Source organism: Enterobacter cloacae complex sp. IR5418, assembly GCF_049238105.1.
GTDB classification, from domain to species: Bacteria; Pseudomonadota; Gammaproteobacteria; order Enterobacterales; family Enterobacteriaceae; genus Enterobacter; species Enterobacter hormaechei.
The window spans coordinates 1-18,493 of record NZ_JBMKHS010000008.1 but is presented as its reverse complement, the minus strand read 5'-3'; the positions used below and the strand labels follow the sequence as shown (position 1 = coordinate 18,493).

The 18,493-nt window shown below is 55.1% G+C and carries 20 protein-coding genes; 10 read left to right on the top strand and 10 right to left on the bottom strand.

What is annotated here, in order from left to right:
* Positions 1 to 12: 12 nt before the first annotated feature.
* From ACOTX7_RS08565 to ACOTX7_RS08555, 3 genes are all read right to left on the bottom strand, one after another.
* A complete protein-coding gene (locus ACOTX7_RS08565) occupies positions 13 to 1,668 on the bottom strand; it encodes a glucan biosynthesis protein D (RefSeq protein WP_213828135.1) in 1,656 nt (551 codons plus the stop codon).
* Between the two features lie 230 nt (positions 1,669 to 1,898).
* The gene (locus tag ACOTX7_RS08560; protein WP_006810595.1) at positions 1,899 to 2,672 is read right to left on the bottom strand and encodes an ABC transporter substrate-binding protein; all 774 of its coding nucleotides are present in this window, start codon (positions 2,670 to 2,672) and stop codon (positions 1,899 to 1,901) included.
* 10 nt (positions 2,673 to 2,682) lie between these two features.
* The gene (locus ACOTX7_RS08555; RefSeq protein ID WP_221255960.1) at positions 2,683 to 3,852 is read right to left on the bottom strand and encodes a pyridoxal phosphate-dependent aminotransferase; all 1,170 of its coding nucleotides are present in this window, start codon (positions 3,850 to 3,852) and stop codon (positions 2,683 to 2,685) included.
* 113 nt (positions 3,853 to 3,965) lie between these two features.
* Between ACOTX7_RS08555 and ACOTX7_RS08550 the strand changes: the two genes are divergently transcribed.
* Positions 3,966 to 4,808, top strand: a complete 843-nt coding sequence (locus ACOTX7_RS08550; RefSeq protein ID WP_006810593.1) for a LysR family transcriptional regulator — start codon at positions 3,966 to 3,968, stop codon at positions 4,806 to 4,808.
* Here ACOTX7_RS08550 and ACOTX7_RS08545 read toward each other — a convergent pair.
* Complete coding sequence (locus ACOTX7_RS08545) at positions 4,795 to 6,300, bottom strand: carboxylesterase/lipase family protein (RefSeq protein WP_221255959.1); 1,506 nt, start codon at positions 6,298 to 6,300, stop codon at positions 4,795 to 4,797. The genes ACOTX7_RS08550 and ACOTX7_RS08545 overlap by 14 nt on opposite strands.
* A 42-nt stretch (positions 6,301 to 6,342) precedes the next feature.
* Positions 6,343 to 7,686: a 2-oxoadipate dioxygenase/decarboxylase HglS gene (hglS, locus tag ACOTX7_RS08540; RefSeq protein ID WP_221255958.1), complete on the bottom strand. Its 1,344-nt coding sequence runs from the start codon at positions 7,684 to 7,686 to the stop codon at positions 6,343 to 6,345.
* Positions 7,687 to 7,913: 227 nt separating this feature from the next.
* Here hglS and ACOTX7_RS08535 point away from each other — a divergent pair, with 227 nt between their 5' ends.
* Positions 7,914 to 8,837, top strand: a complete 924-nt coding sequence (locus tag ACOTX7_RS08535; protein WP_221255957.1) for a LysR substrate-binding domain-containing protein — start codon at positions 7,914 to 7,916, stop codon at positions 8,835 to 8,837.
* Positions 8,838 to 8,878: 41 nt separating this feature from the next.
* On the opposite strand, the gene ACOTX7_RS08530 is transcribed toward ACOTX7_RS08535, so the two are convergent.
* The 3 genes from ACOTX7_RS08530 to ACOTX7_RS08520 form a co-directional block, all read right to left on the bottom strand.
* Positions 8,879 to 10,570 carry a methyl-accepting chemotaxis protein gene (locus tag ACOTX7_RS08530; RefSeq protein WP_221255956.1) on the bottom strand — a complete coding sequence of 564 codons (1,692 nt, stop codon included), beginning with the start codon at positions 10,568 to 10,570 and terminating at the stop codon, positions 8,879 to 8,881.
* 159 nt (positions 10,571 to 10,729) lie between these two features.
* A complete protein-coding gene (locus ACOTX7_RS08525) occupies positions 10,730 to 11,848 on the bottom strand; it encodes an S-(hydroxymethyl)glutathione dehydrogenase/class III alcohol dehydrogenase (protein WP_221255955.1) in 1,119 nt (372 codons plus the stop codon).
* A 32-nt stretch (positions 11,849 to 11,880) separates the two neighbouring features.
* Complete coding sequence (locus tag ACOTX7_RS08520) at positions 11,881 to 12,156, bottom strand: metal/formaldehyde-sensitive transcriptional repressor (protein ID WP_003857256.1); 276 nt, start codon at positions 12,154 to 12,156, stop codon at positions 11,881 to 11,883.
* A 245-nt stretch (positions 12,157 to 12,401) separates the two neighbouring features.
* Here ACOTX7_RS08520 and ACOTX7_RS08515 point away from each other — a divergent pair, with 245 nt between their 5' ends.
* From ACOTX7_RS08515 to ACOTX7_RS08495, 5 genes are all read left to right on the top strand, one after another.
* A complete protein-coding gene (locus ACOTX7_RS08515) occupies positions 12,402 to 13,025 on the top strand; it encodes a transporter (protein ID WP_221255954.1) in 624 nt (207 codons plus the stop codon).
* Between the two features lie 168 nt (positions 13,026 to 13,193).
* Complete coding sequence (locus ACOTX7_RS08510; RefSeq protein WP_003857263.1) at positions 13,194 to 13,466, top strand: DUF883 family protein; 273 nt, start codon at positions 13,194 to 13,196, stop codon at positions 13,464 to 13,466.
* A 188-nt stretch (positions 13,467 to 13,654) separates the two neighbouring features.
* Positions 13,655 to 13,894: a regulatory protein YcgZ gene (gene ycgZ / locus ACOTX7_RS08505; RefSeq protein ID WP_221255953.1), complete on the top strand. Its 240-nt coding sequence runs from the start codon at positions 13,655 to 13,657 to the stop codon at positions 13,892 to 13,894.
* Positions 13,895 to 14,012: 118 nt separating this feature from the next.
* Entirely contained in the window at positions 14,013 to 14,312 is a 300-nt protein-coding gene (locus ACOTX7_RS08500; RefSeq protein WP_221813129.1) for a hypothetical protein, read from the top strand.
* 23 nt (positions 14,313 to 14,335) lie between these two features.
* On the top strand, positions 14,336 to 14,614 hold the full coding sequence (locus tag ACOTX7_RS08495; protein WP_221255951.1) for a biofilm development regulator YmgB/AriR family protein: 279 nt from the start codon (positions 14,336 to 14,338) through the stop codon (positions 14,612 to 14,614).
* 85 nt (positions 14,615 to 14,699) lie between these two features.
* Here the strand turns inward: ACOTX7_RS08495 and ACOTX7_RS08490 are convergent, their stop codons facing one another.
* Positions 14,700 to 14,963 (bottom strand): EAL domain-containing protein, encoded by a 264-nt coding sequence (locus ACOTX7_RS08490; RefSeq protein WP_313771844.1) that lies wholly within the window; start codon positions 14,961 to 14,963, stop codon positions 14,700 to 14,702.
* Positions 14,964 to 14,992: 29 nt separating this feature from the next.
* Between ACOTX7_RS08490 and ACOTX7_RS08485 the strand changes: the two genes are divergently transcribed.
* Both ACOTX7_RS08485 and ACOTX7_RS08480 read left to right on the top strand, forming a co-directional pair.
* Positions 14,993 to 15,736, top strand: coding sequence for a DeoR/GlpR family DNA-binding transcription regulator (locus ACOTX7_RS08485; RefSeq protein ID WP_006810570.1), 744 nt, complete (start codon positions 14,993 to 14,995; stop codon positions 15,734 to 15,736).
* A 13-nt stretch (positions 15,737 to 15,749) separates the two neighbouring features.
* Complete coding sequence (locus ACOTX7_RS08480) at positions 15,750 to 16,817, top strand: oxidoreductase (protein ID WP_221255950.1); 1,068 nt, start codon at positions 15,750 to 15,752, stop codon at positions 16,815 to 16,817.
* A gap of 43 nt (positions 16,818 to 16,860) precedes the next feature.
* On the opposite strand, the gene cybB is transcribed toward ACOTX7_RS08480, so the two are convergent.
* Positions 16,861 to 17,391, bottom strand: coding sequence for a cytochrome b561 (gene cybB, locus ACOTX7_RS08475; RefSeq protein WP_221255949.1), 531 nt, complete (start codon positions 17,389 to 17,391; stop codon positions 16,861 to 16,863).
* A gap of 481 nt (positions 17,392 to 17,872) precedes the next feature.
* On the opposite strand from cybB, the gene ACOTX7_RS08470 reads away from it, so the two are divergent.
* Positions 17,873 to 18,448, top strand: a complete 576-nt coding sequence (locus tag ACOTX7_RS08470; RefSeq protein WP_260630805.1) for a DUF1120 domain-containing protein — start codon at positions 17,873 to 17,875, stop codon at positions 18,446 to 18,448.
* Positions 18,449 to 18,493: the final 45 nt, after the last annotated feature.

The following is an 18,493-nucleotide window of genomic DNA, read 5'->3' as shown; positions in this document are numbered from 1 at the left end:
ATCCCAAAATGACTAGCGCATAATCCGGTCGTCAACGTAGTTACGTTTGTCCGGTGCGGGCGGGAAGTACTGGTACAGCCAGGTCTCGCTGATGGCATCGCCCTGACAGCGCAGGAACAGGCGCATATCGACCGGATCGGTGGAGTCAGAGGTTGGATACCAGTCAAACAGAATGCGATACCCGTCGAACGGTTCGACATAGAGGATCTCCACCTGCTTCGCTTCACCGCTGGACAGGGTGATCACCGGCTCAATGCCCTTCGGTGCGGCGGCCTTCAGATCGCCCCCGACGAAGTCAATGGCAAAGCGACGGGCCCACACTTTCGGGTAGTTTTCACCCGGTGCCCAGCCTTCCGGGAAGCCGCCCATACCGGTACGGGTGGCGTAGACGTTAGCCAGCGGCGAACGCACCGGTGGCTGTGCGCTCCAGTAGAGACGGTATTTGAAGTCCAGTTCATCGCCCGCCTGCACCGGTTTCTCCGGCTGCCAGAAGCAGACCACGTTATCGAGTGTCTCGCCGGTTGTCGGGATTTCCATCAGCGCAATGGCGCCTTTACCCCAGTTGTTGCGCGGCTCGACCCACAGGCTTGGTCGCTTGTTATACCAGCCCATCACGTCCTGATAGTGTGAGAAGTCACGGTCAAGCTGCAACAACCCGAAGCCTTTCGGGTTTTTATCCTGATAGGCGTTAAATTGCAGCTTTTGCGGGTTGTTCAGCGGTCGGCAGATCCATTCCCCGTTTCCGCGCCACATCGCCAGACGGTCTGAATCGTGGATCTGCGGATGAATGGTGTCACACATGCGGCGTTCGTTATTGCCGCAGCTAAACATGCTCGTCATCGGCGAGATGCCGAGCTGCTTGATGTCTTTGCGCGCGTAGAGGTGGTTTTCAACGTCCATGATCACCTGACTCTTCTCACAGTGGATCACAAACTTATAGGCACCGGTAATGCTCGGGCTGTCCAGCAGCGCATAGACGGTAAAGGTGGTATCACCCGGCTTAACGGTTTCAAACCAGAAGGAGGTGAAGTCCGGGAACTCTTCCGGGGTGTCGGTAAAGGTATCTACCGCCAGACCGCGCGCGGAAAGACCATACTGGTAGGTATCATCCACCGCGCGGAAGTAGCTCGCGCCCAGGAACGAAACGATATCGCGTCGGGCCAGCTCTGGCGCTTTAAAGACGCGGAACCCGGCGAATCCGAGGTCGCTCTGCCCTTCAAGCTGGCGGGTATCCACGCCCGTATCGCCGTAGCTGAACAGTTCAGGCCGGAAGTGAATTTCACGCGCCTGCGAGGTCGTTTGATCCAGCGAGAACATGCGCACGCGGCGGCGGAACCCCATCCCCATATGGAAGAACTGGGCGTCCAGCTGTCGGCCTTCAATGTTATTCCACAGCGACTGCTTCTCATCGTAACGGATGGCGTTGTACGCCTGCGGCGTCATGGTCGCCAGCGTTTCCGGCAGCGGACGTGGCGCACCGCCCCACGGGGTTTTCGCCAGATCGTGCGCCATGGATTGCAGAACAGAGAAGTCAAAGCGGCGGCTCTGACCGTCTGCAATGTCGGAATCAGCAGCATACGCCGCCTGGGAAAAGAGAGAAGCAAGGCCAGAAGTGCCGCTCAGGGCAGCCATTGCCAGGGAACCTTTGAGAAAACGTCTGCGATTCATGCCTGAGAAAACGTCCTTATGGTCGTGTGAATGAGTTTCGCGCGCAGCGAAATGACGGCAAGAAAGAACGCACAGCCTAAACAAAAACGGTTAAGAATCCAATTGTTGGCGGGTGATTATCTGAACAAAGTAAGAAATATTTTCTGTCGACCAGAACGGCCTGAAAAAGGGGTAAAGTTATGTATAAAAATGCCCCGGTGCGACATCGACAACCGGGGCGAATGAGGCGGTTATTTTACGCTGACATCGATACCCGGAAAGTACTTATCAGCCAGTTTCGCGATCGTGCCGTCGGCACGTACTTTATCAATTGCGGCATCAAGCTGCTTTTTGGTGGCTTCATCTCCCTTACGCAGCCCAAAGCCGATCCCACTGCCGAGGATAGTGTCGTCCGACACCGGTTTGCCGATAAAGCCAAACCCTTTACCCTGCGGCTTGCTGAGGAAACCGGCCTGCCCGGCCGCTGACATCACCAGCGAGGCATCAATACGGCCATTCAGCAGATCTCCCCAGGCCATATTCTGATCTTTATAAGACACCACGGTGACACCGTGCTTTTCCCAGTGCTCTTTCGCGTAAGTTTCCTGAATTGAACCCTGAAGAACGCCGATGGTTTTTCCCTTCAGCCCTTCCGGCGTGGCCTCTACCGCAGAACCGGCTTTCCCCACCAGTTGGGAGGGAATGCGGTAGATCGGCTGGGTGAAATCAATGCTCTTGCGACGCTGTTCGGTGATGTTCATCGCCGAGTTGATGGCGTCGAACTTCTTCGCCACCAGACCGGGGATCAGCGCATCAAACGAGGTTTCTACCCAGCTGCACTTCAGCGCGGCGGCCTGGCAGATGGCATTTCCCAGCTCTACGTCAAACCCTTCCAGCTCCCCTGACGCATTGCGGCTTTCAAACGGCGGATATTCCGCTTCCAGCCCGTACCGCAACTCGGTGGCGGCAAACGACGAGAATGAACACAGCAGACCTATGCCGACAACTAACGCGCGTAATTTCATCTTAAATTCCTTAACGTGGTGTAACCCGACACAGGGCTTGTGCACCTGCCCGTAACGTCGCCTCATCTTTCGCAAAAGAGAGACGGATTAACTTATTGTCCGTGCCATCGGCATAAAACGCCGACAGCGGAATGGTGGCAACCCCGTACTCGACAATCAGCCTTTTCACCATCTCGCTGTCGCGCTCGTCGCTAAAGCCGCTGTAATCCGCCAGCAGGAAGAACGAACCGGCACTTGGTAGCAGCCTGAACGGTGAGTCGGCGAGCAAACTTTGCAGCAGATCGCGCTTGCGCTGATAAAACGCCGCCAGCGACAGCCAGGTTTGCGGATCGGTCATGTGTTCGGCAAACGCGTACTGCATCGGCGTATCGGCCGAGAACATTAAAAATTGATGGACTTTACATATCTCATCCATCAGCTCCGCGGGTGCCACACAATACCCCACGCGCCAGCCGGTGACGTGATAGGTTTTTCCGAAAGAAGAAATAATCACGCTGCGCTCCGCCAGCTGCGGGTGCGTCGCCATTCCGTGGTGCGGTTCGGCATCAAAAACGACGTGCTCGTACACTTCGTCAGACAAAATGATGATGTTGGTGTGGCGCGTCAGCGCGGCCAGCTGGTCCAGATCGGCGGCTGAAAACACCTGTCCGCTCGGGTTGTGCGGCGTATTGACGATGATCATCCGCGTGCGCGGGGTAATAGCCGCCCGTACTTCATCCCAGTTCACGGCAAAATCCGGTACCGTCAGCTTAATGGCGATCGGCGTCGCCCCTTGCAGACGCACAATCGGCGCATAGCTGTCAAAGGAGGGCTCGAAATAGATCACCTCATCCCCAGGATGAACCAGCCCGCTGATGGCTGAGTAAAGCCCTTCGCTGGCGCTGGCGGTCACCAGCACCTCACTCGCCGGGTCATAGCGCGTGCCATAGAGCGTGGCAATTTTGTCCGCAATGCGCTCCCTGAGCGGTTGCAGCCCGGTCATGGAGGCGTACTGGTTATGCCCTGCCTCCATGGCGCGGGTCACGCCGGTGATAAGTTTTGGGTCGCAGGAAAAATTCGGCGCACCCTGAGAAAGGTTGATGGCGTTATGCCGGGCTGAAAGCTGGCCGATAACGGTAAAAATGGTGGTTCCCACATCGGGCAATTTGGATCGTGTCTGCACCGGCGTTTTCAAAGTCATCCTCTGTCCCTTCTCGTGGTGAATGCATAACTATTCAAACAACAACTTCATTGTCGGGACAATCGAATTGTTGTCATAATAGCCATGACAAAAATGCATAGCTAAGGTGAGATATGTCGCGCCGTTCATTTCCGCTTAATGCCGTAGAGACGTTCATTGTGACCGCGCGTCACCTGAATCTGACCCACGCCGCCAGAGAGCTTTGTCTGACGCAGGGGGCGGTAAGCCGTAAAATCGCCTCGCTGGAGAGCTGGTTCGGCTTCCCGCTGTTCGAACGCCATGCGCGCGGCCTGCGTCTCTCTTCGCAGGGAAGCGCCCTGCTGCCGGAGCTGCAATCTGCGTTTGAACACCTGCTGAACGTCGCTGAACAGGCACGGTCGCACCAGACCGTGATTCGTCTGAAAGCGCCTACCTGCGCAATGCGCTGGCTGGTGCCGCGTCTGTTACAGGTGGAACGTGAACAGCCGGAACTCCAGATTGCGCTGACCACCACCACCGATCACAACGTCAATTTCAAAACCGAATCCTATGACGCGGCGATTGTGTTTGGGACGCACATGAGCGCCGGGGATCTGCTGTTCGAAGAGGCCTTAACGCCGGTGATGAGTCCGCTGCGGGCCGGTTCTGCGCTGGAAACGCTCACCTTCCTGCACCCGACGCGGGACAAGACGGACTGGACGCTATGGCTGGCGAAACAGCCGCACCCGACGCCAGCTATGCTCAAAAATCAACACTTCGAAACCATGGATCTGGCGATTACCGCCGCCATTCAGGGGCTGGGCATCGCCATCGCGGATGAAACGCTGGTGGAGGAGGACGTGCGCGCCGGACGGCTGATGCGGCCTTTTGACACAAGCATCAAGACGGGGGCGAGCTATCGGCTGGTATTACGCGACGCACCCGGCCCGGAAAACGGGCTGGATGCGTTTCGCGCCTGTCTGCTCAGTCGAGGCTGACGTGGTGTTTCATCACCCGTTTGAAGAGGCTCATGCGGGCACGCATGAAACGGTTTTCAAGCCGAAAACCTGCATGTTTATTCACACCGATACGTAAGAGTACGTCCCGCCCTTTCCGGCAGGCGGGCCAGCGTGTCGGCCCTGCCAGGCTGTCACGTGTCCCCGCATCCCGGGCAAAACTCACCCAGTAGTCCGCCACCTGAGCGGCGAAGGCCAGGTCGCGTTCATTTACATAGTGCCGCGAGGGTTCCACCTGGCCAAGGGTATCGAACACGTAGGGCACTTCGTTACCGTGCCAGGCGCCGTTAATGTACGTCGCGTGTTCCGCTTCGGCCACATAATCAAACCAGTATCGCCAGCACAAACCGCCCGCCCGCTGCTGCGCCTGCATCACCACGTATCCCATAGTGGTAAAGGCCATGTCGCGGCATACCTGCCTGCCGAGTTCCTCATCGCCCTTCACGCCCGGATAAAGCAGCTTGATCAGCCCCAGGCCGAAGCGCCGCTCGCGGCGAAGCTTCTGGATCTGCCCGGCAAGATCGACCCCGAATACCGACATCACGCTGGCTTCGTCGCTGTTCGACCCTATCATCACCGGTACAGGATGCTGACGGGCCGCGAAAAAGACGTCGAGCATGGCTTCAGGCAGAACGTAGTCACCCACGATGGGCGCAGGGGCGATATTCAGCGGCGAGGTCAGCGGCCAGAACGCCTCAGGTGGGATCGCGCGAAGCTGTTCCGCGGTGGCATTTTCCAGACCGAAATGGGCGGCAATGGCTTCGCCTTTATGCATGGCCTGTTCGCGCGGCGTGTCCGGCAGCGTGTACCCGCTTTGCACAATGGCTTTATGGAACAGCCCTCCCGCAAGCGGCGAGGCCATGAGCGACAGCACGCTGCGCGCCCCGGCCGACTCGCCAAAAACGGTAATGTTCTCAGGATCGCCGCCGAACGCGGCAATGTTATCGCGCACCCATTCCAGGGCCTGGATCTGATCGAGCAGCGCAAAGTTATGCACCACACGCTCTTCCTCCCCCTCCAGCGCCGGATGGGCAAAAAAGCCGAGGTGCCCGAGACGGTAATTAATTGTCACCACCACCGCGCCGCGCTTCGCCAGCGCCCTGCCGTTATACGGAGGCAGCCCGCCAGCGCCGAGGGTAAAGCCCCCGCCGTGCAGCCAGACCATCACCGGAAGCGGCGTGGCGCGTGCGATCGGCGACCAGACGTTAAGGTAGAGGCAGTCTTCAGAGAACTGGCCGGGATCGCCGCCGCCCAGCTCCTGACAGCTTTCGCTGCTCTGCCAGCTGGAGGCGGAGAACGCCGTCGCCGGACGCACGCCATCCCAGCGCGCGGGGGGACGCGGGGAGCGCCAGCGCCACGGGCCTACGGGCGGTGCCGCATAGGGAATGCCGCACCACACGTGGGTATTGTCTTCAGTAAAACCAATCAGTGCGCCCTGGCGCGTTTCAACCACAGGGGCGGAGGGATTTTCCATACCAACCTTCTTTTTCCATCACACCCTTGCAGAGTAACGGTTTCAGAGCAAACCGCAACGCTGTTTGCTGCGCACCTCCGCCTCCTCGTACAGCGAAAACTCATCGTGTACCGCGCAACCGAGCGCGGCTTCAAACGCATTGCGGCTGGCATTGCCGTGGCTGCGCGCCTGCGTTTCATTGCCGAGATTCGACTGGAAGATCCCCGCCGCGCTGACGGGCAGAAAATCCTCGTAGGTGATCGGCTGGGCCACAACCCAGCCGCGTTCGATCAGCGGCTGCGGATCGTCGCCGGGACGAAACGCGTGGCGATGCGCCTCCCCCGTCGGGGTCAGACGGTAGCGGAAATAGGCCAGCCCCTGACGGCGCAGGAACATTTCACTGTCCGGGAAGGCGCTGAAGATCTCGCGCAGGTGAAGCTGGTGGGTCAGGTTGTCTTTGCCGGTCCCGGCCTGATTTAACAGGCTGTCGTACAGCTCGCGTCCTTTCGGCGTAAGGGCCACGCCGCGCTGCTCAATCTCACCGAAACGCGCGGTATGGGTGCCCTTGTGTTCTCCCGCGAAAAGCACCGGCTCTTCCAGCGCCTTAAAGCTGGTCTGGCGCAGGAGGATCGGCACCTCGCGGCGCGGCGGGCCTTCAATCAGAATTTTCGGTTCAATACCGTACTTCGGCATCAGCTCCTGCACCCGGTCGATATCCAGCGTGCGCGGCGTGAGATGGTTGATATGGCACCCCGGGAAACAGACCACGTCGGCAATCAGGCGATGTTCGTTGCTCAGGGCCAGATAGGTTTCCTGATCCACCGTCGCATGACGATGCCAGCGGAAGGTTTCTAACGCCTCCAGCACAAATTCACGCGCCTGCGCCCCGGTAAAGTGTCCCTGCGCATCATGCAGGTCAATCAGTTCCAGACAGCGCGGCGTAAAGATGTTGCGCCGGGAGAGGATCTCCGCCGCCCTTTCGCGCAGCGCAACGTTTTCAATCAGCTCCAGGCGCAGCAGCGAAGTAAAAATGCGAAACGGATTACGGCACAGCGCCGCATCGTCAGTCGGACGAAACGCCGTCGAGTGGACGGGCACGCCCGCCTGGGAGAGATCGTAATAGCTGACCGGGTACATGCCCATAATGGCGAAGATCCGGCGCAGGGTGGAAAGCTCCTGCGCGGTGCCGACGCGGATCGCACCGTGACGCTCAACGTTCAGGCGCGCCAGTTCGTCTGCGTTTGCCAGTTGTTCATGTAAAAGGGGGTTATTTTCCAGAACCGCCAGGTTAACGTCCGCCACCAGTTCCAGCAAGGTGCCGTACTGCGGAACTTCCTGCTGGTACATCGCCGACATAGCCTGCGAAAAGTGTTCCCGAATATCATCAGCCGTGATGGTGTTCGCCATGATGTCATGCCTCCAGTGAATACTACCTGGAGTGTAGAGAAGCCCATTCCTTTCGTTGGGAAGAATTTACGAATTGTGATCCAGGCAGACGAGTGGTCAAAGCGTGGGCGTTTTCGAAAAACGGTTGTAACTCAAATAGATCAGATGTTAAAAATATTTTGCTATCAGGTTATCAAATTCAAACATCTTAACTTGTCACCCGCGTCGCTCTGTTTTTAACATCGTCTATGGAAAAAAATGGTCTGTTCAGTCAGCGCATACGCTTGCGCCATTTACATACTTTTGTGGCCGTCGCTCAACAGGGAACGCTGGGGCGAGCGGCTGAAACCCTTAACCTCAGTCAGCCTGCACTCTCCAAAACGCTAAACGAACTGGAACAGCTTACCGGAACCCGCCTGTTCGATCGCGGTCGTCTGGGCGCTCAGCTTACGCTCGTGGGCGAACAGTTCCTGACGCATGCCGTGAAAGTTCTCGATGCACTCAACACCGCCGGTCAGGCGCTCAACCGTAAAGAGGAGCCGGCCAGCGACATCGTACGCGTGGGCGCGCTGCCGACGGCGGCGCTGGGCATATTGCCTGCGGCGATCGGCCAGTTCCACCGCCAGCAACAGCACGCCACGCTTCAGGTCGCGACCATGAATAACACCATGCTGCTGGCGGGCCTGAAGTCAGGCGAGCTGGATCTGGGCATTGGTAGAATGTCCGATCCGGAACTGATGAGCGGCCTTAATTACGAGCTGTTGTTCCTGGAATCCCTGAAGCTGGTCGTGCGTCCGAATCATCCCCTGTTGCAGGATACCGTGACCCTGAGCCGCGTGATGGAGTGGCCGGTTGTCGTTTCACCGAAAGGAACCGTGCCGCGTCAGAATGCGGAAGCTTTACTGCAAATGCAGGGCTGCACGCTGCCGTCAGGGTGTATTGAAACGCTTTCGGCGTCGCTTTCTCGCCAGCTTACCGTGGACTATGACTACGTGTGGTTTGTGCCGTCCGGCGCGGTGAAGGACGATCTGCGACGCGGCGTGCTTACGGCGCTGCCGGTAACATCGCCCGGGGCGGGAGAACCCATTGGGATCCTGACGCGCGTAGATGCCTCACTTTCGGAAGGCGCCCAAACGTTGTTAAGCGCCATTCGTAAATCAATGCCTCTCTGAAGATAAACGTACAACCCGCCGCGAGGGCGGGTCTGTCTTACTCAGAACGTTTCCCAGTTATCACCTGACACGGCCGCCGCCGGGGTTAAAGGCGCGGGCTTCGCGGCGGGTGCAGCGGTGGCCGCCCTTCCTGCGCGTGCTCCGTTGAGACGAAACGCGCCAACGGCTTCCGTCAGACGTGCCCCCTGCTCTTCCAGCGAGGCCGCCGCCGCAGAAGCTTCTTCCACCAGCGAGGCGTTCTGCTGCGTCACCTTATCCATCTCGGAGATCGCCTGGCTCACCTGAACAATGCCGCGGCTCTGCTCATCGGACGCTGCCGCAATTTCCAGCATGATATCGGTGACGCGTTTAACCGCCTCGACGATCTCATTCATGGTATTACCCGCGGCAACCACTTCCCCGGAGCCCTGATCGATAAGCGACACCGATTCATTAATCAGGCTTTCAATCTCTTTCGCCGCGTTCGCGCTGCGGCTTGCCAGGGTGCGGACTTCGCTCGCCACGACCGCAAAGCCGCGTCCTTGTTCCCCCGCTCGTGCCGCCTCGACCGCCGCGTTAAGCGCCAGAATATTGGTCTGGAACGCGATGCTGTTAATCACGGCAGTAATCTCAGAGATCTTCTTCGAACTGGTGGAAATATTACCCATGGTTTTCACCACGCCAGAGACCATCTGACCCCCGCGGCTGGCCTTACCGGAGGCATCTTCAGCGAGTTTACTCGCATGATGCGCGTTATCGGCGTTCTGCTTCACCGTGGCGGTGAGCTGTTCCATGCTGGCCGCCGTCTGTTCGATAGCCGCCGCCTGCTGCTCGGTACGGGAAGAGAGATCGGTGTTACCCGCGGAGATTTCGCTGGTGCCACGGTAGATCTCCTCCGCCCCCTGCCGCACGGTGCCCACGGTTGTCACCAGCGCGTGCTGCATGGTTTGCAGGTCGCGCGTCAGGCGGCCAATTTCGCTGCGCCCGGTCGGTTCGTCCGGCATGGTCAGATCGCCTTTTGCGATATTTTCGATACGCGTCGCGGCGCGCTGGAGCGGGTTAATCACCGTGCGGCGAAGTACCACAAAGGTGATCACCGCCAGCGCCAGGGCGAGACCAAACGCGCCGAACATAAACATCAGCCCCAGCCGGGTACGGGTATGCGCCTGCGCCGTTAGCGCATTGGCGCGTTCGGTACGGATTTTTATCGCCTTCAGCAACACCGCGTTATAGGCATCGTCCAGCGGACGCGCGGTCTCATTTTCGTGGTTGATAATGGCTTCAAACATGCCGTTTTTGGCATATTTCAGCATCGGCTGCATACCGGCGATGTAGGCGTCATAGCGGGCTTTCAGATCGCCATCCAGCGCTTCATCAGCCGGGGTGCGAACGGTGCGCTTCATATAGGAAGCAAACCCATCCTGCGACTGTTTGAGGCGGGTTTCGGCTTCAGCGATGTTTTGCTTCATCGCCTCCATCTCGGCAATACGGCTCGCGGCCCCCGCGTGGATCATGTTGATACGGGCAGTGCGCAAATGGTTGGAACTGTTTGACAGACCGGTGCGCACCTGGATTTCCGCTGTGACATCCTGCTGATCGATATCGGCCTGGAGCAGGAAATAGCCTGCCAGACCCGAGCTCAATGCAAACAGGAGGATAATGCCACCGAGAATGGAGGAAAACAGCGGAACCAGCCGGATGTGATGCAAGAAGCTCAGCTTATGCTGCGCCTGCATCGATGTTGTGTTGTCCATGACCGTCGACTCTCTTATAGGTAAGATGCGTAAAAACACGCCTGTAAAAGAGTCATCGGCACGGCGGAGAATTTGATTACGCCTAAAAGCGTCAGACAGGTCACACTTTAGAGAAGATCAGGGAAGAAATGCCAGCGGTAAAAACCGCTGGCAGAATAATCAGTTGTCGCCGAAATGGATAACGGTACGAATGGATTTTCCTTCGTGCATCAGATCGAAGGCTTCGTTGATCTGATCCAGCGGCAGGCGGTGGGTGATGAACGGGTCGAGCTGAATTTTACCAACCATCGCATCTTCAACCATGCCCGGCAGTTGAGTACGGCCTTTCACGCCGCCAAATGCCGACCCGCGCCATACGCGGCCTGTCACCAGCTGGAAGGGACGAGTTTTGATCTCCTGACCCGCGCCAGCCACGCCGATAATGATGCTCTCGCCCCAGCCCTTATGGCAGCACTCCAGCGCTGAACGCATCACGTTGACGTTGCCGATACATTCGAAGCTGAAGTCCACGCCGCCGTCGGTCAGCTCAACGATCACCTCCTGAACTGGCTTGTCGTAGTCTTTCGGGTTGATGAAATCTGTCGCGCCCATCTCGCCTGCGAGCTTAAATTTTTCCGGGTTGGTATCCACAGCAATGATACGTCCAGCTTTCGCCTGTACCGCGCCCTGGATGACCGCCAGACCGATCCCGCCCAGGCCGAACACCGCCACGGTGTCACCCTCTTTCACTTTCGCCGTGTTATGCACCGCACCGATACCAGTGGTGACACCGCAGCCGAGCAGACAGACTTTATCCAGCGGGGCCTGCGGATTCACTTTCGCCAGTGAGATCTCGGCACACACCGTGTATTCGCTGAAGGTGCTGGTCCCCATGTAGTGATAAATAGGCTCGCCGTTATAGGAGAAACGGGTGGTGCCGTCCGGCATAAGTCCTTTGCCCTGCGTGGCGCGCACGGCCTGACAGAGGTTGGTTTTGCCGGATTTGCAGAACTTACACTCGCCGCATTCTGCGGTGTACAGCGGGATCACATGGTCGCCGGGCTTCAGGCTGGTGACGCCTTCACCCACTTCCACCACCACACCGCCCCCTTCGTGGCCAAGCACCGCCGGGAATACGCCTTCCGGATCGTCACCGGACAGGGTAAACGCATCGGTATGGCAAACGCCGGTGTGGGTAATTTTGATCAGCACTTCGCCTTTCTTCGGCGGAGCAACATCAATTTCAACGATTTTCAGCGGCTGGCCTGGGCCGAACGCGACAGCTGCGCGAGATTTCATGATGTCTTTCCCTTGTTGTGAGGTGTGTGGGTTTATTTTAGATAAGAGCGCAGCAAATGGCCGACTTCTGCCATCCGCACAGCCCGCTGATCCGGGGTCGTCTCCCCCGTCACCAGCTCATCTTTGAGGTGAATTTCGACCATTTCCCCCATCAGGCCATTGGCAGCGCCGCGTACGGCGGCAATTTGCTGCAAAATGGCGAGACAGGGATCGCCCGACTCCAGGGCGCGTTCAAGGGCATCAACCTGGCCCCGAATGCGGCGGACGCGGGTCAGAATACGTTTTTTATCTTCGGGTGAATGCGGCATACGCCCTCCTGATACTATAGGGGGGTATGGTACCTCGTATGTTATTGCTCTGTAAACCACAAGAAAAAAAACGCTGAAATGAGCAAACAGCCTGAACAGTGCAAATGATATATACGGTTCACTTCTGCCGCTGCGAAATCTATTTAGCTCGTAATGTTAAAAATCCGCACTTATATGGCACGATGTGAACAGAAATAACATTCTCGTCACCTAACATACTCGCTACAAACAAAATGGTGGTGTTAATGATTGTACTAAAGAGCTTTTTATTCTTCGTTGGCGCGGCGGCCGCTTGCGCACTTATTATACTTTGTCTTTGGGTTGATATGCGGTTTGTCGGCCATGATATTCCGGAATTATCACTGACCGAAATTATGCAGGAAACGGTATTAGCGACTATCGTCTTTCTCCATTTTCGTCTGGCGAAAATGGACGAATCTATGCGTTACTGTAATATTCTGGTGGGCGGCTTTTTCCTGACGATGTTAATTCGGGAACTGGATGCGCTTTTTGATCTCATTTCTCATGGAAGTTGGGTATGGTTCGCGCTGATAACCGCGCTGCTGGCGTTAATTCGCCCCGTTATGCATTTTCGCGCTACCCTGGAACAGCTGGCAAAATATACGCAATCTCCCTGGTACGGCATACTGTTGAGCGGCCTGCTGGCTGTGCTGGTCTTCTCCCGCCTCTTTGGCATGCAGGTACTGTGGCACGCCATCCTTGAGCATGACTATATTCGTGTCGTGAAAAACGCCGTTGAGGAAGGTTCGGAATCGTTCGGCTATATGCTGTGCCTGGCCGCATCCCTCGGCTATTACGTTACCTTTCCCGCTCACGCACGACAGAAATATTCTCTTCGCGCTGCGTAGAGAGAGACGGCGCCGGAAATATTTATCGACGACATCCTCAGGACGTCAGGGCGGTCATATAACAAAGACATATCCTAAAAAAGGGCAATCAGGCGTCGATTTCAGCGAATTCTCTCTCACGCCTGCCATCAGCGTCTATCCTTAGACTATCAACAAAAGGAGGCTGGAATGTCTGATTTCGACACTGATAAAAATGCACAATACGCTGGCGATAAAGCCAAAAACAAACTTGATGAATTATCCGGCTCTGCACAGCAGCAGTTTGGCGAATTCGTTGATTCCCCTAAACACCAGGTCAAAGGTGCGGCAAAAAAATATGCTGCCCAGGCCAGTGATGCCGTCTCGGATGTCACTGAAGCCGTCAGAAATAACCCGTTAACGGGCTTAATCGCAGCCGGTGCGGTAGGTATCGTTCTGGGACTTCTGCTGGGACGTAAATAATTTCAGGCCCTTCGGGGCCTTTTCTTTCCCCCCATTTCCTTCCTCTCTCCCCCCTAATTTTGATAGTTCTTCTGGCAAAATGCCGATCCGCACGAAAAACTTGTACAATTTAGATGTACAGATTTGACCAGATAGTATAAATTCGATGCCAGTGATGTTACAAAATTGTTTGTTAACGGTGGAAAATTATGCGTCGCAACCATGCTCCCTCTACAGCAGAAAGCGCTATCACCTTGTATTTCAACAAGGATAACGTTCCAATACAGCAGGAAACCCTGGGTGCCATTGTCAGTGAGATCATCAAAGAAAATGTACAACTGAGCAGAATGACAATTTGTACAAAGCTGCTGCGCAGAATTGAAGAATCAACGTCTGACGCAGAGAAAGCGCACTACAACGGCCTGATAGCCCTCTTCTTCGAGCGTTAACCTGAACACTGTTTTTTTACTTACTAAGTTAGTCATGCTGAGTGAGAATAGAACTCCTGGATGCGATGACTAACCCCATGCTACAGCCTGCTGCGTGTAGCAGAGTGAGATTGAAGCTATGCATAGAACTAAATTTGAACGACTTAAGGATGACCTTATCGGTGAGGCCGTATTATCCATACTGAAAGAGAACGGACCTATTACCTTTGCGTCTCTTGCCAATCGCCTGCGGGCGATGGCTAACGTTGAATCAAATGATGAACGTAAAAATGCATTGATTGCCGCAGAAGATGAAGTACGCCAACGTGTTACCGGCGTATCGCAAGATCGTGTAAGCGTCATGGGCGATTATGATATTGGTCGCATGCGCGCGCTCCTCACGAAAAAAACGGTTCTGGCCCCAGACAAGAAACACTAATTTTAATCTAAACGGTGACCACCATGAGTAAAGCGATTATGCAGCAGACCTATAATTTTGAAGCACTGCACGATAAAGGACTGGCGGAACATTTTCTTAATGCCGGCAAGCATCTCACTGGTGAGGTTGAAGTGTTAGGCTCGGCTATACGCTGTATTATGCTGACAGGGGACAATCTCTCAAATAAAGAGATTATTCTGCAACTGATTCATGCCCTAGAAATTACCGATGAGCCTGAAGCCTGCGATGTCATTCGTAACACGCTTGAAATTGTGGTCGGCTTTACGCGCGATGATATCTGAGAAAACATTATTTCAACGGTGAGTCACTGCTTTTCGCTGGTGGTCGTTTAGTTTACGCTAACGTATCACCAGCACAGTGAAGCCATTAACTGAATAACCTTACCATCCGATCCAGTTCTTCCTCTTTAACCGCCCGGGAAAGATAATATCCCTGGAAGCGTTTAACCCCTAACGCGACAAGCTTTTCAAATTTTTCTTTGCTATCGACGCCTTCCGCAACGCATTCCCTTCCCGTTATGTCGCTGTATGTCTGTATAGATTTCCAAAAGTCACCCTTTTGAACTGTTTTAGTGAACATTCCGCCGCGGCCCCGATTCCCTTTCCTGCAAAATGCTGTAAACTGCGATATATTGCAACATTTTGCAGGATCTGTCTCTCATGCATAAAACCGCCAGACAAAAATATGTGCTTGATATTATTACTGAACAAGGCCAGGCGAGCATCACTGAGCTGGCAGACAAATTGCAGGTTTCGGCAGACACCATCCGCCGCGATCTGACCGACCTGGAAAAACAGGGGCTGGCGCAGAAAAACCATGGCGGCGCCATCGCGCTCAATCTCTCGACGATGACCCGTGCCAGCAGGAATACCTTGCTGCCTGAAATTAAGCAGCGGCTGGGTAAACAGGTTGCGCAGTGCGTTCCTGCCGGTTCAACGCTTTTTCTTGACGCCGGGAGCACGCTTCTGGCCGTGGCCTCTTTCCTTCAGGGGCCGCTGACCCTCATCACCCCTTCTCTTGATATCGCCCAACAGGTTAGCGACAGGGACGATATTGACCTGATCCTGCTCGGCGGCAGATGGGATCAGAAACAGCGCCTGTTTGCAGGAAGTGCCACCCTTTCCCTGCTCTCTCGCTACCGGGCGGATATTGCCATTCTTGGCGCCTGCGCCATCCATGCCGAACTCGGATTAAGCGCCAGTCAGGAGGCGGATGCCGAGGTGAAGCGAGCCATGCTGGCCGCAAGCCAGACACACTGGATAGTCGCCGACCATCTGAAACTCAACCAGTGCGAACCGTATCTGGTGTCGGGGTTATCGCAGATCCATCAACTGTTTTTAGATCGTCCCTGGGCAGAGCTTGGGGACCATAGCGCCTTGCAGGTTACCGTTTGCGCGCATTAACGTGGAGAAGGTCATGAATAAAGTGAAGACAATCAATATTGCGCTGATCGGGTATGGTTTTGTAGGTAAAACGTTCCATGCCCCGCTGATCCAGTCCGTCGACGGCCTGAAGCTGGCGGTGGTCTCATCCCGGGATGAAGAGAAGGTCAAACGCGATCTGCCGGACGTGCTTGTTGTCGCCACGCCAGAAGAGGCTATTCTGCACCCGGATATCGACATGGTGGTTATCGCCTCCCCTAACGCGACCCATGCCCCGCTGGCCACGATGGCCCTGAACGCCGGCAAGCACGTGGTGGTGGATAAACCGTTTACGCTGGATATGCAGGAAGCGCGGGATCTGATTGCGCTTGCGCAGGAAAAACAGCGGCTGCTCTCTGTCTTCCATAACCGCCGCTGGGACAGCGATTTTCTCGGCATTAAGCAGGTCATTGAGCAAGGCAGCATCGGCAAGGTGAAACATTTTGAGTCACATATCGATCGTTTCCGCCCGGACGTTCGCGTGCGCTGGAGAGAGCAAAACGTTCCCGGCAGCGGCCTGTGGTTCGACTTAGGCCCGCACATGATTGACCAGACGCTACAGCTGTTTGGTCTGCCGCAGTCGGTACAGGGCAACATCGCCACCCTGCGTGACGGCGCGGAGATTAACGACTGGGCGCACGTGGTACTGAATTATCCTGAACATAAAGTGGTCCTCCATTGCAGCATGCTGGTGGCGGGCGGCGTTTCCCGCTTCACCGTTCACGGCGATAAAGCCAGCGTGGTGAAAGCGCGCATCGATCAGCAGGAAGCCCAGCTGCTGGCGGGCGTCATACCGGGCAGCGCAAGCTGGGGTGAAGACAGCGACGCGATGGTGCTGTTTAATGCCCAGGGTGAAGCCAGCGCTATCCCTGCGCCAAAAGGTGACCAGCGTCAGTACTATATACATGTGCGCGATGCCCTGACCGGCAAAATCGATAACCCGGTCCCTCCCGTGGAGGCTCTGGCGGTGATGGCGGTACTGGAAGCGGCGGTTAAATCTTCGGAAACGGGTTCAACCCAGACACTGGATTTAACGGCGCAGGAGCGCGCGCAACTGCAATAAGCAGCGAAAAAAAATGCCCTGCGGGTTTGCAGGGCATTTTCGGTTACTGACGCTTTTTCGGCATCATTCGCAACAGCGTATTGTCTTTCCAGAAATAGTGATGCATCAGCGCGGCAAAGGCGTGCAAACCAATCACGAAATAGCCCAGATTCGCCAGCGTCACGTGCCACGCTTTCAGGTTGTCCACCAGGTCAAAGTTCCCCTCCGCCGCATGCGGCATAGTCAGGCCAAAGGCAAACCAGTCATTGCCACGGTTATACATCATCACTATGCCGATCAGCGGCAGCGCAATGAACAGCAGGTAGATCACCAGATGCCCCAGATGAGACAGCCCGGTGATCATCGCTTTTGGTTTCGGCTGAATGGGCGGTGCCGGGAATTTGAGGCGAATTAGCAGGCGCGCCACCATCAGCACCAGAATGCTAATCCCGCAGGAAACGTGGATCATATTAATCAGCGGGCGATCGGTTCGCGGGAACCACCCTCTGAACTCCATGGCGCAATAGGCCACAATGACTAAAAAAAAGACCAGCCAGTGAATGCTGATTTGCAAACCTGTATATTTTGTACGCATGTAATTTCCTGATGACTGTTACGGATTGCGCCAACATAACCAGCTTCGCTAAAAAATTCATTAAAATTTTGCATATCTCAAACGTAATGGCAAACGACCTGTTTATAAGGCCGGTATATTTGTTTACGAGGACGCCGAGGTTACCATGCTAACAAAAAACAAACTCACTTCTTGCAATTCAATAAGTTACATAACACCTTTCCCTGCGCATCCCTGGTGTACGTTCCCGTAGTATACTCCCACGCCCGCTTGCGTGACCTGTTGAGGTTTATTGAGCACGCAAATAACATCGATAAAATAATTCAGTAAAAATTAAAAGCTGATTTTTTCTTAAATGGTCTTTCATTTTTTATAAATTTTTTTAAATCGCGAAGTCGCTATTATGGCAGCCGAACGGAAGAGGTCATTTAAAACACCTAACCGTTCATTTGTTATGAATCATTTTTTCTTTACATTTAACTACATTTTTCAAGGATCAAGGATGAAAAAGGCTATTCTTGCAACAGTAATCGCGTTGTGCACCACTTCCGCTTTCGCAGCTGAAACCGCTGTACTTAAAGTTAAAGGGACTTTAACTAACTCAGCTTGCACACCAGAAATCGGAAATGGCGGTGTGATTGACTATGGCAGAATTAATCTCGGTGGTTTATCTGCTACAGCCAACAATGTACTGGGTCAAAAAGAAGTTCCTGTAACTATTACCTGTACAGCGGCAACGAAAGTTGGCTTTAAAATTATGGATGACCGTACTGACAGCAATGCTCTGCTGCCGGTTGACATCAATGGTAATGCCGATATTTCTGACTCGTATTACACCTATGGTGTAGGCAAAACTGCTGGCTGCGTTAAAATTGGTAACTATGGCCTGTGGATGAAGGATGTTACCGCAAACGGTGCAACCGTTGATGCTATTCTCATGAATGACAACTGGGGTACTGATAAGTGGGAAAAATCTGTCATTCCACGTAGCGACGCATTCTCTACTTCAGCCTTTGCGACCACGGGTACAACTGAACCACTGGCGATCACCACGGCAGGTTTTAACTGGCTTTGTTGAATAAATCAGATTTCGGGTAAGTCTCCCCCGTAGCGGGTTGTGTTT

Excerpts from the sequence above, each read along its gene's own strand:
- ACOTX7_RS08565 (WP_213828135.1), bottom strand. The coding sequence starts at position 1,668 with ATGAATCGCAGACGTTTTCTCAAAGGTTCCCTGGCAATGGCTGCCCTG.
- ACOTX7_RS08560 (WP_006810595.1), bottom strand. The coding sequence starts at position 2,672 with ATGAAATTACGCGCGTTAGTTGTCGGCATAGGTCTGCTGTGTTCATTC.
- ACOTX7_RS08555 (WP_221255960.1), bottom strand. The coding sequence starts at position 3,852 with ATGACTTTGAAAACGCCGGTGCAGACACGATCCAAATTGCCCGATGTG.
- ACOTX7_RS08550 (WP_006810593.1), top strand. The coding sequence starts at position 3,966 with ATGTCGCGCCGTTCATTTCCGCTTAATGCCGTAGAGACGTTCATTGTG.
- ACOTX7_RS08545 (WP_221255959.1), bottom strand. The coding sequence starts at position 6,300 with ATGGAAAATCCCTCCGCCCCTGTGGTTGAAACGCGCCAGGGCGCACTG.
- hglS (WP_221255958.1), bottom strand. The coding sequence starts at position 7,686 with ATGGCGAACACCATCACGGCTGATGATATTCGGGAACACTTTTCGCAG.
- ACOTX7_RS08535 (WP_221255957.1), top strand. The coding sequence starts at position 7,914 with ATGGAAAAAAATGGTCTGTTCAGTCAGCGCATACGCTTGCGCCATTTA.
- ACOTX7_RS08530 (WP_221255956.1), bottom strand. The coding sequence starts at position 10,570 with ATGGACAACACAACATCGATGCAGGCGCAGCATAAGCTGAGCTTCTTG.
- ACOTX7_RS08525 (WP_221255955.1), bottom strand. The coding sequence starts at position 11,848 with ATGAAATCTCGCGCAGCTGTCGCGTTCGGCCCAGGCCAGCCGCTGAAA.
- ACOTX7_RS08520 (WP_003857256.1), bottom strand. The coding sequence starts at position 12,156 with ATGCCGCATTCACCCGAAGATAAAAAACGTATTCTGACCCGCGTCCGC.
- ACOTX7_RS08515 (WP_221255954.1), top strand. The coding sequence starts at position 12,402 with ATGATTGTACTAAAGAGCTTTTTATTCTTCGTTGGCGCGGCGGCCGCT.
- ACOTX7_RS08510 (WP_003857263.1), top strand. The coding sequence starts at position 13,194 with ATGTCTGATTTCGACACTGATAAAAATGCACAATACGCTGGCGATAAA.
- ycgZ (WP_221255953.1), top strand. The coding sequence starts at position 13,655 with ATGCGTCGCAACCATGCTCCCTCTACAGCAGAAAGCGCTATCACCTTG.
- ACOTX7_RS08500 (WP_221813129.1), top strand. The coding sequence starts at position 14,013 with ATGCATAGAACTAAATTTGAACGACTTAAGGATGACCTTATCGGTGAG.
- ACOTX7_RS08495 (WP_221255951.1), top strand. The coding sequence starts at position 14,336 with ATGAGTAAAGCGATTATGCAGCAGACCTATAATTTTGAAGCACTGCAC.
- ACOTX7_RS08485 (WP_006810570.1), top strand. The coding sequence starts at position 14,993 with ATGCATAAAACCGCCAGACAAAAATATGTGCTTGATATTATTACTGAA.
- ACOTX7_RS08480 (WP_221255950.1), top strand. The coding sequence starts at position 15,750 with ATGAATAAAGTGAAGACAATCAATATTGCGCTGATCGGGTATGGTTTT.
- cybB (WP_221255949.1), bottom strand. The coding sequence starts at position 17,391 with ATGCGTACAAAATATACAGGTTTGCAAATCAGCATTCACTGGCTGGTC.
- ACOTX7_RS08470 (WP_260630805.1), top strand. The coding sequence starts at position 17,873 with ATGAAAAAGGCTATTCTTGCAACAGTAATCGCGTTGTGCACCACTTCC.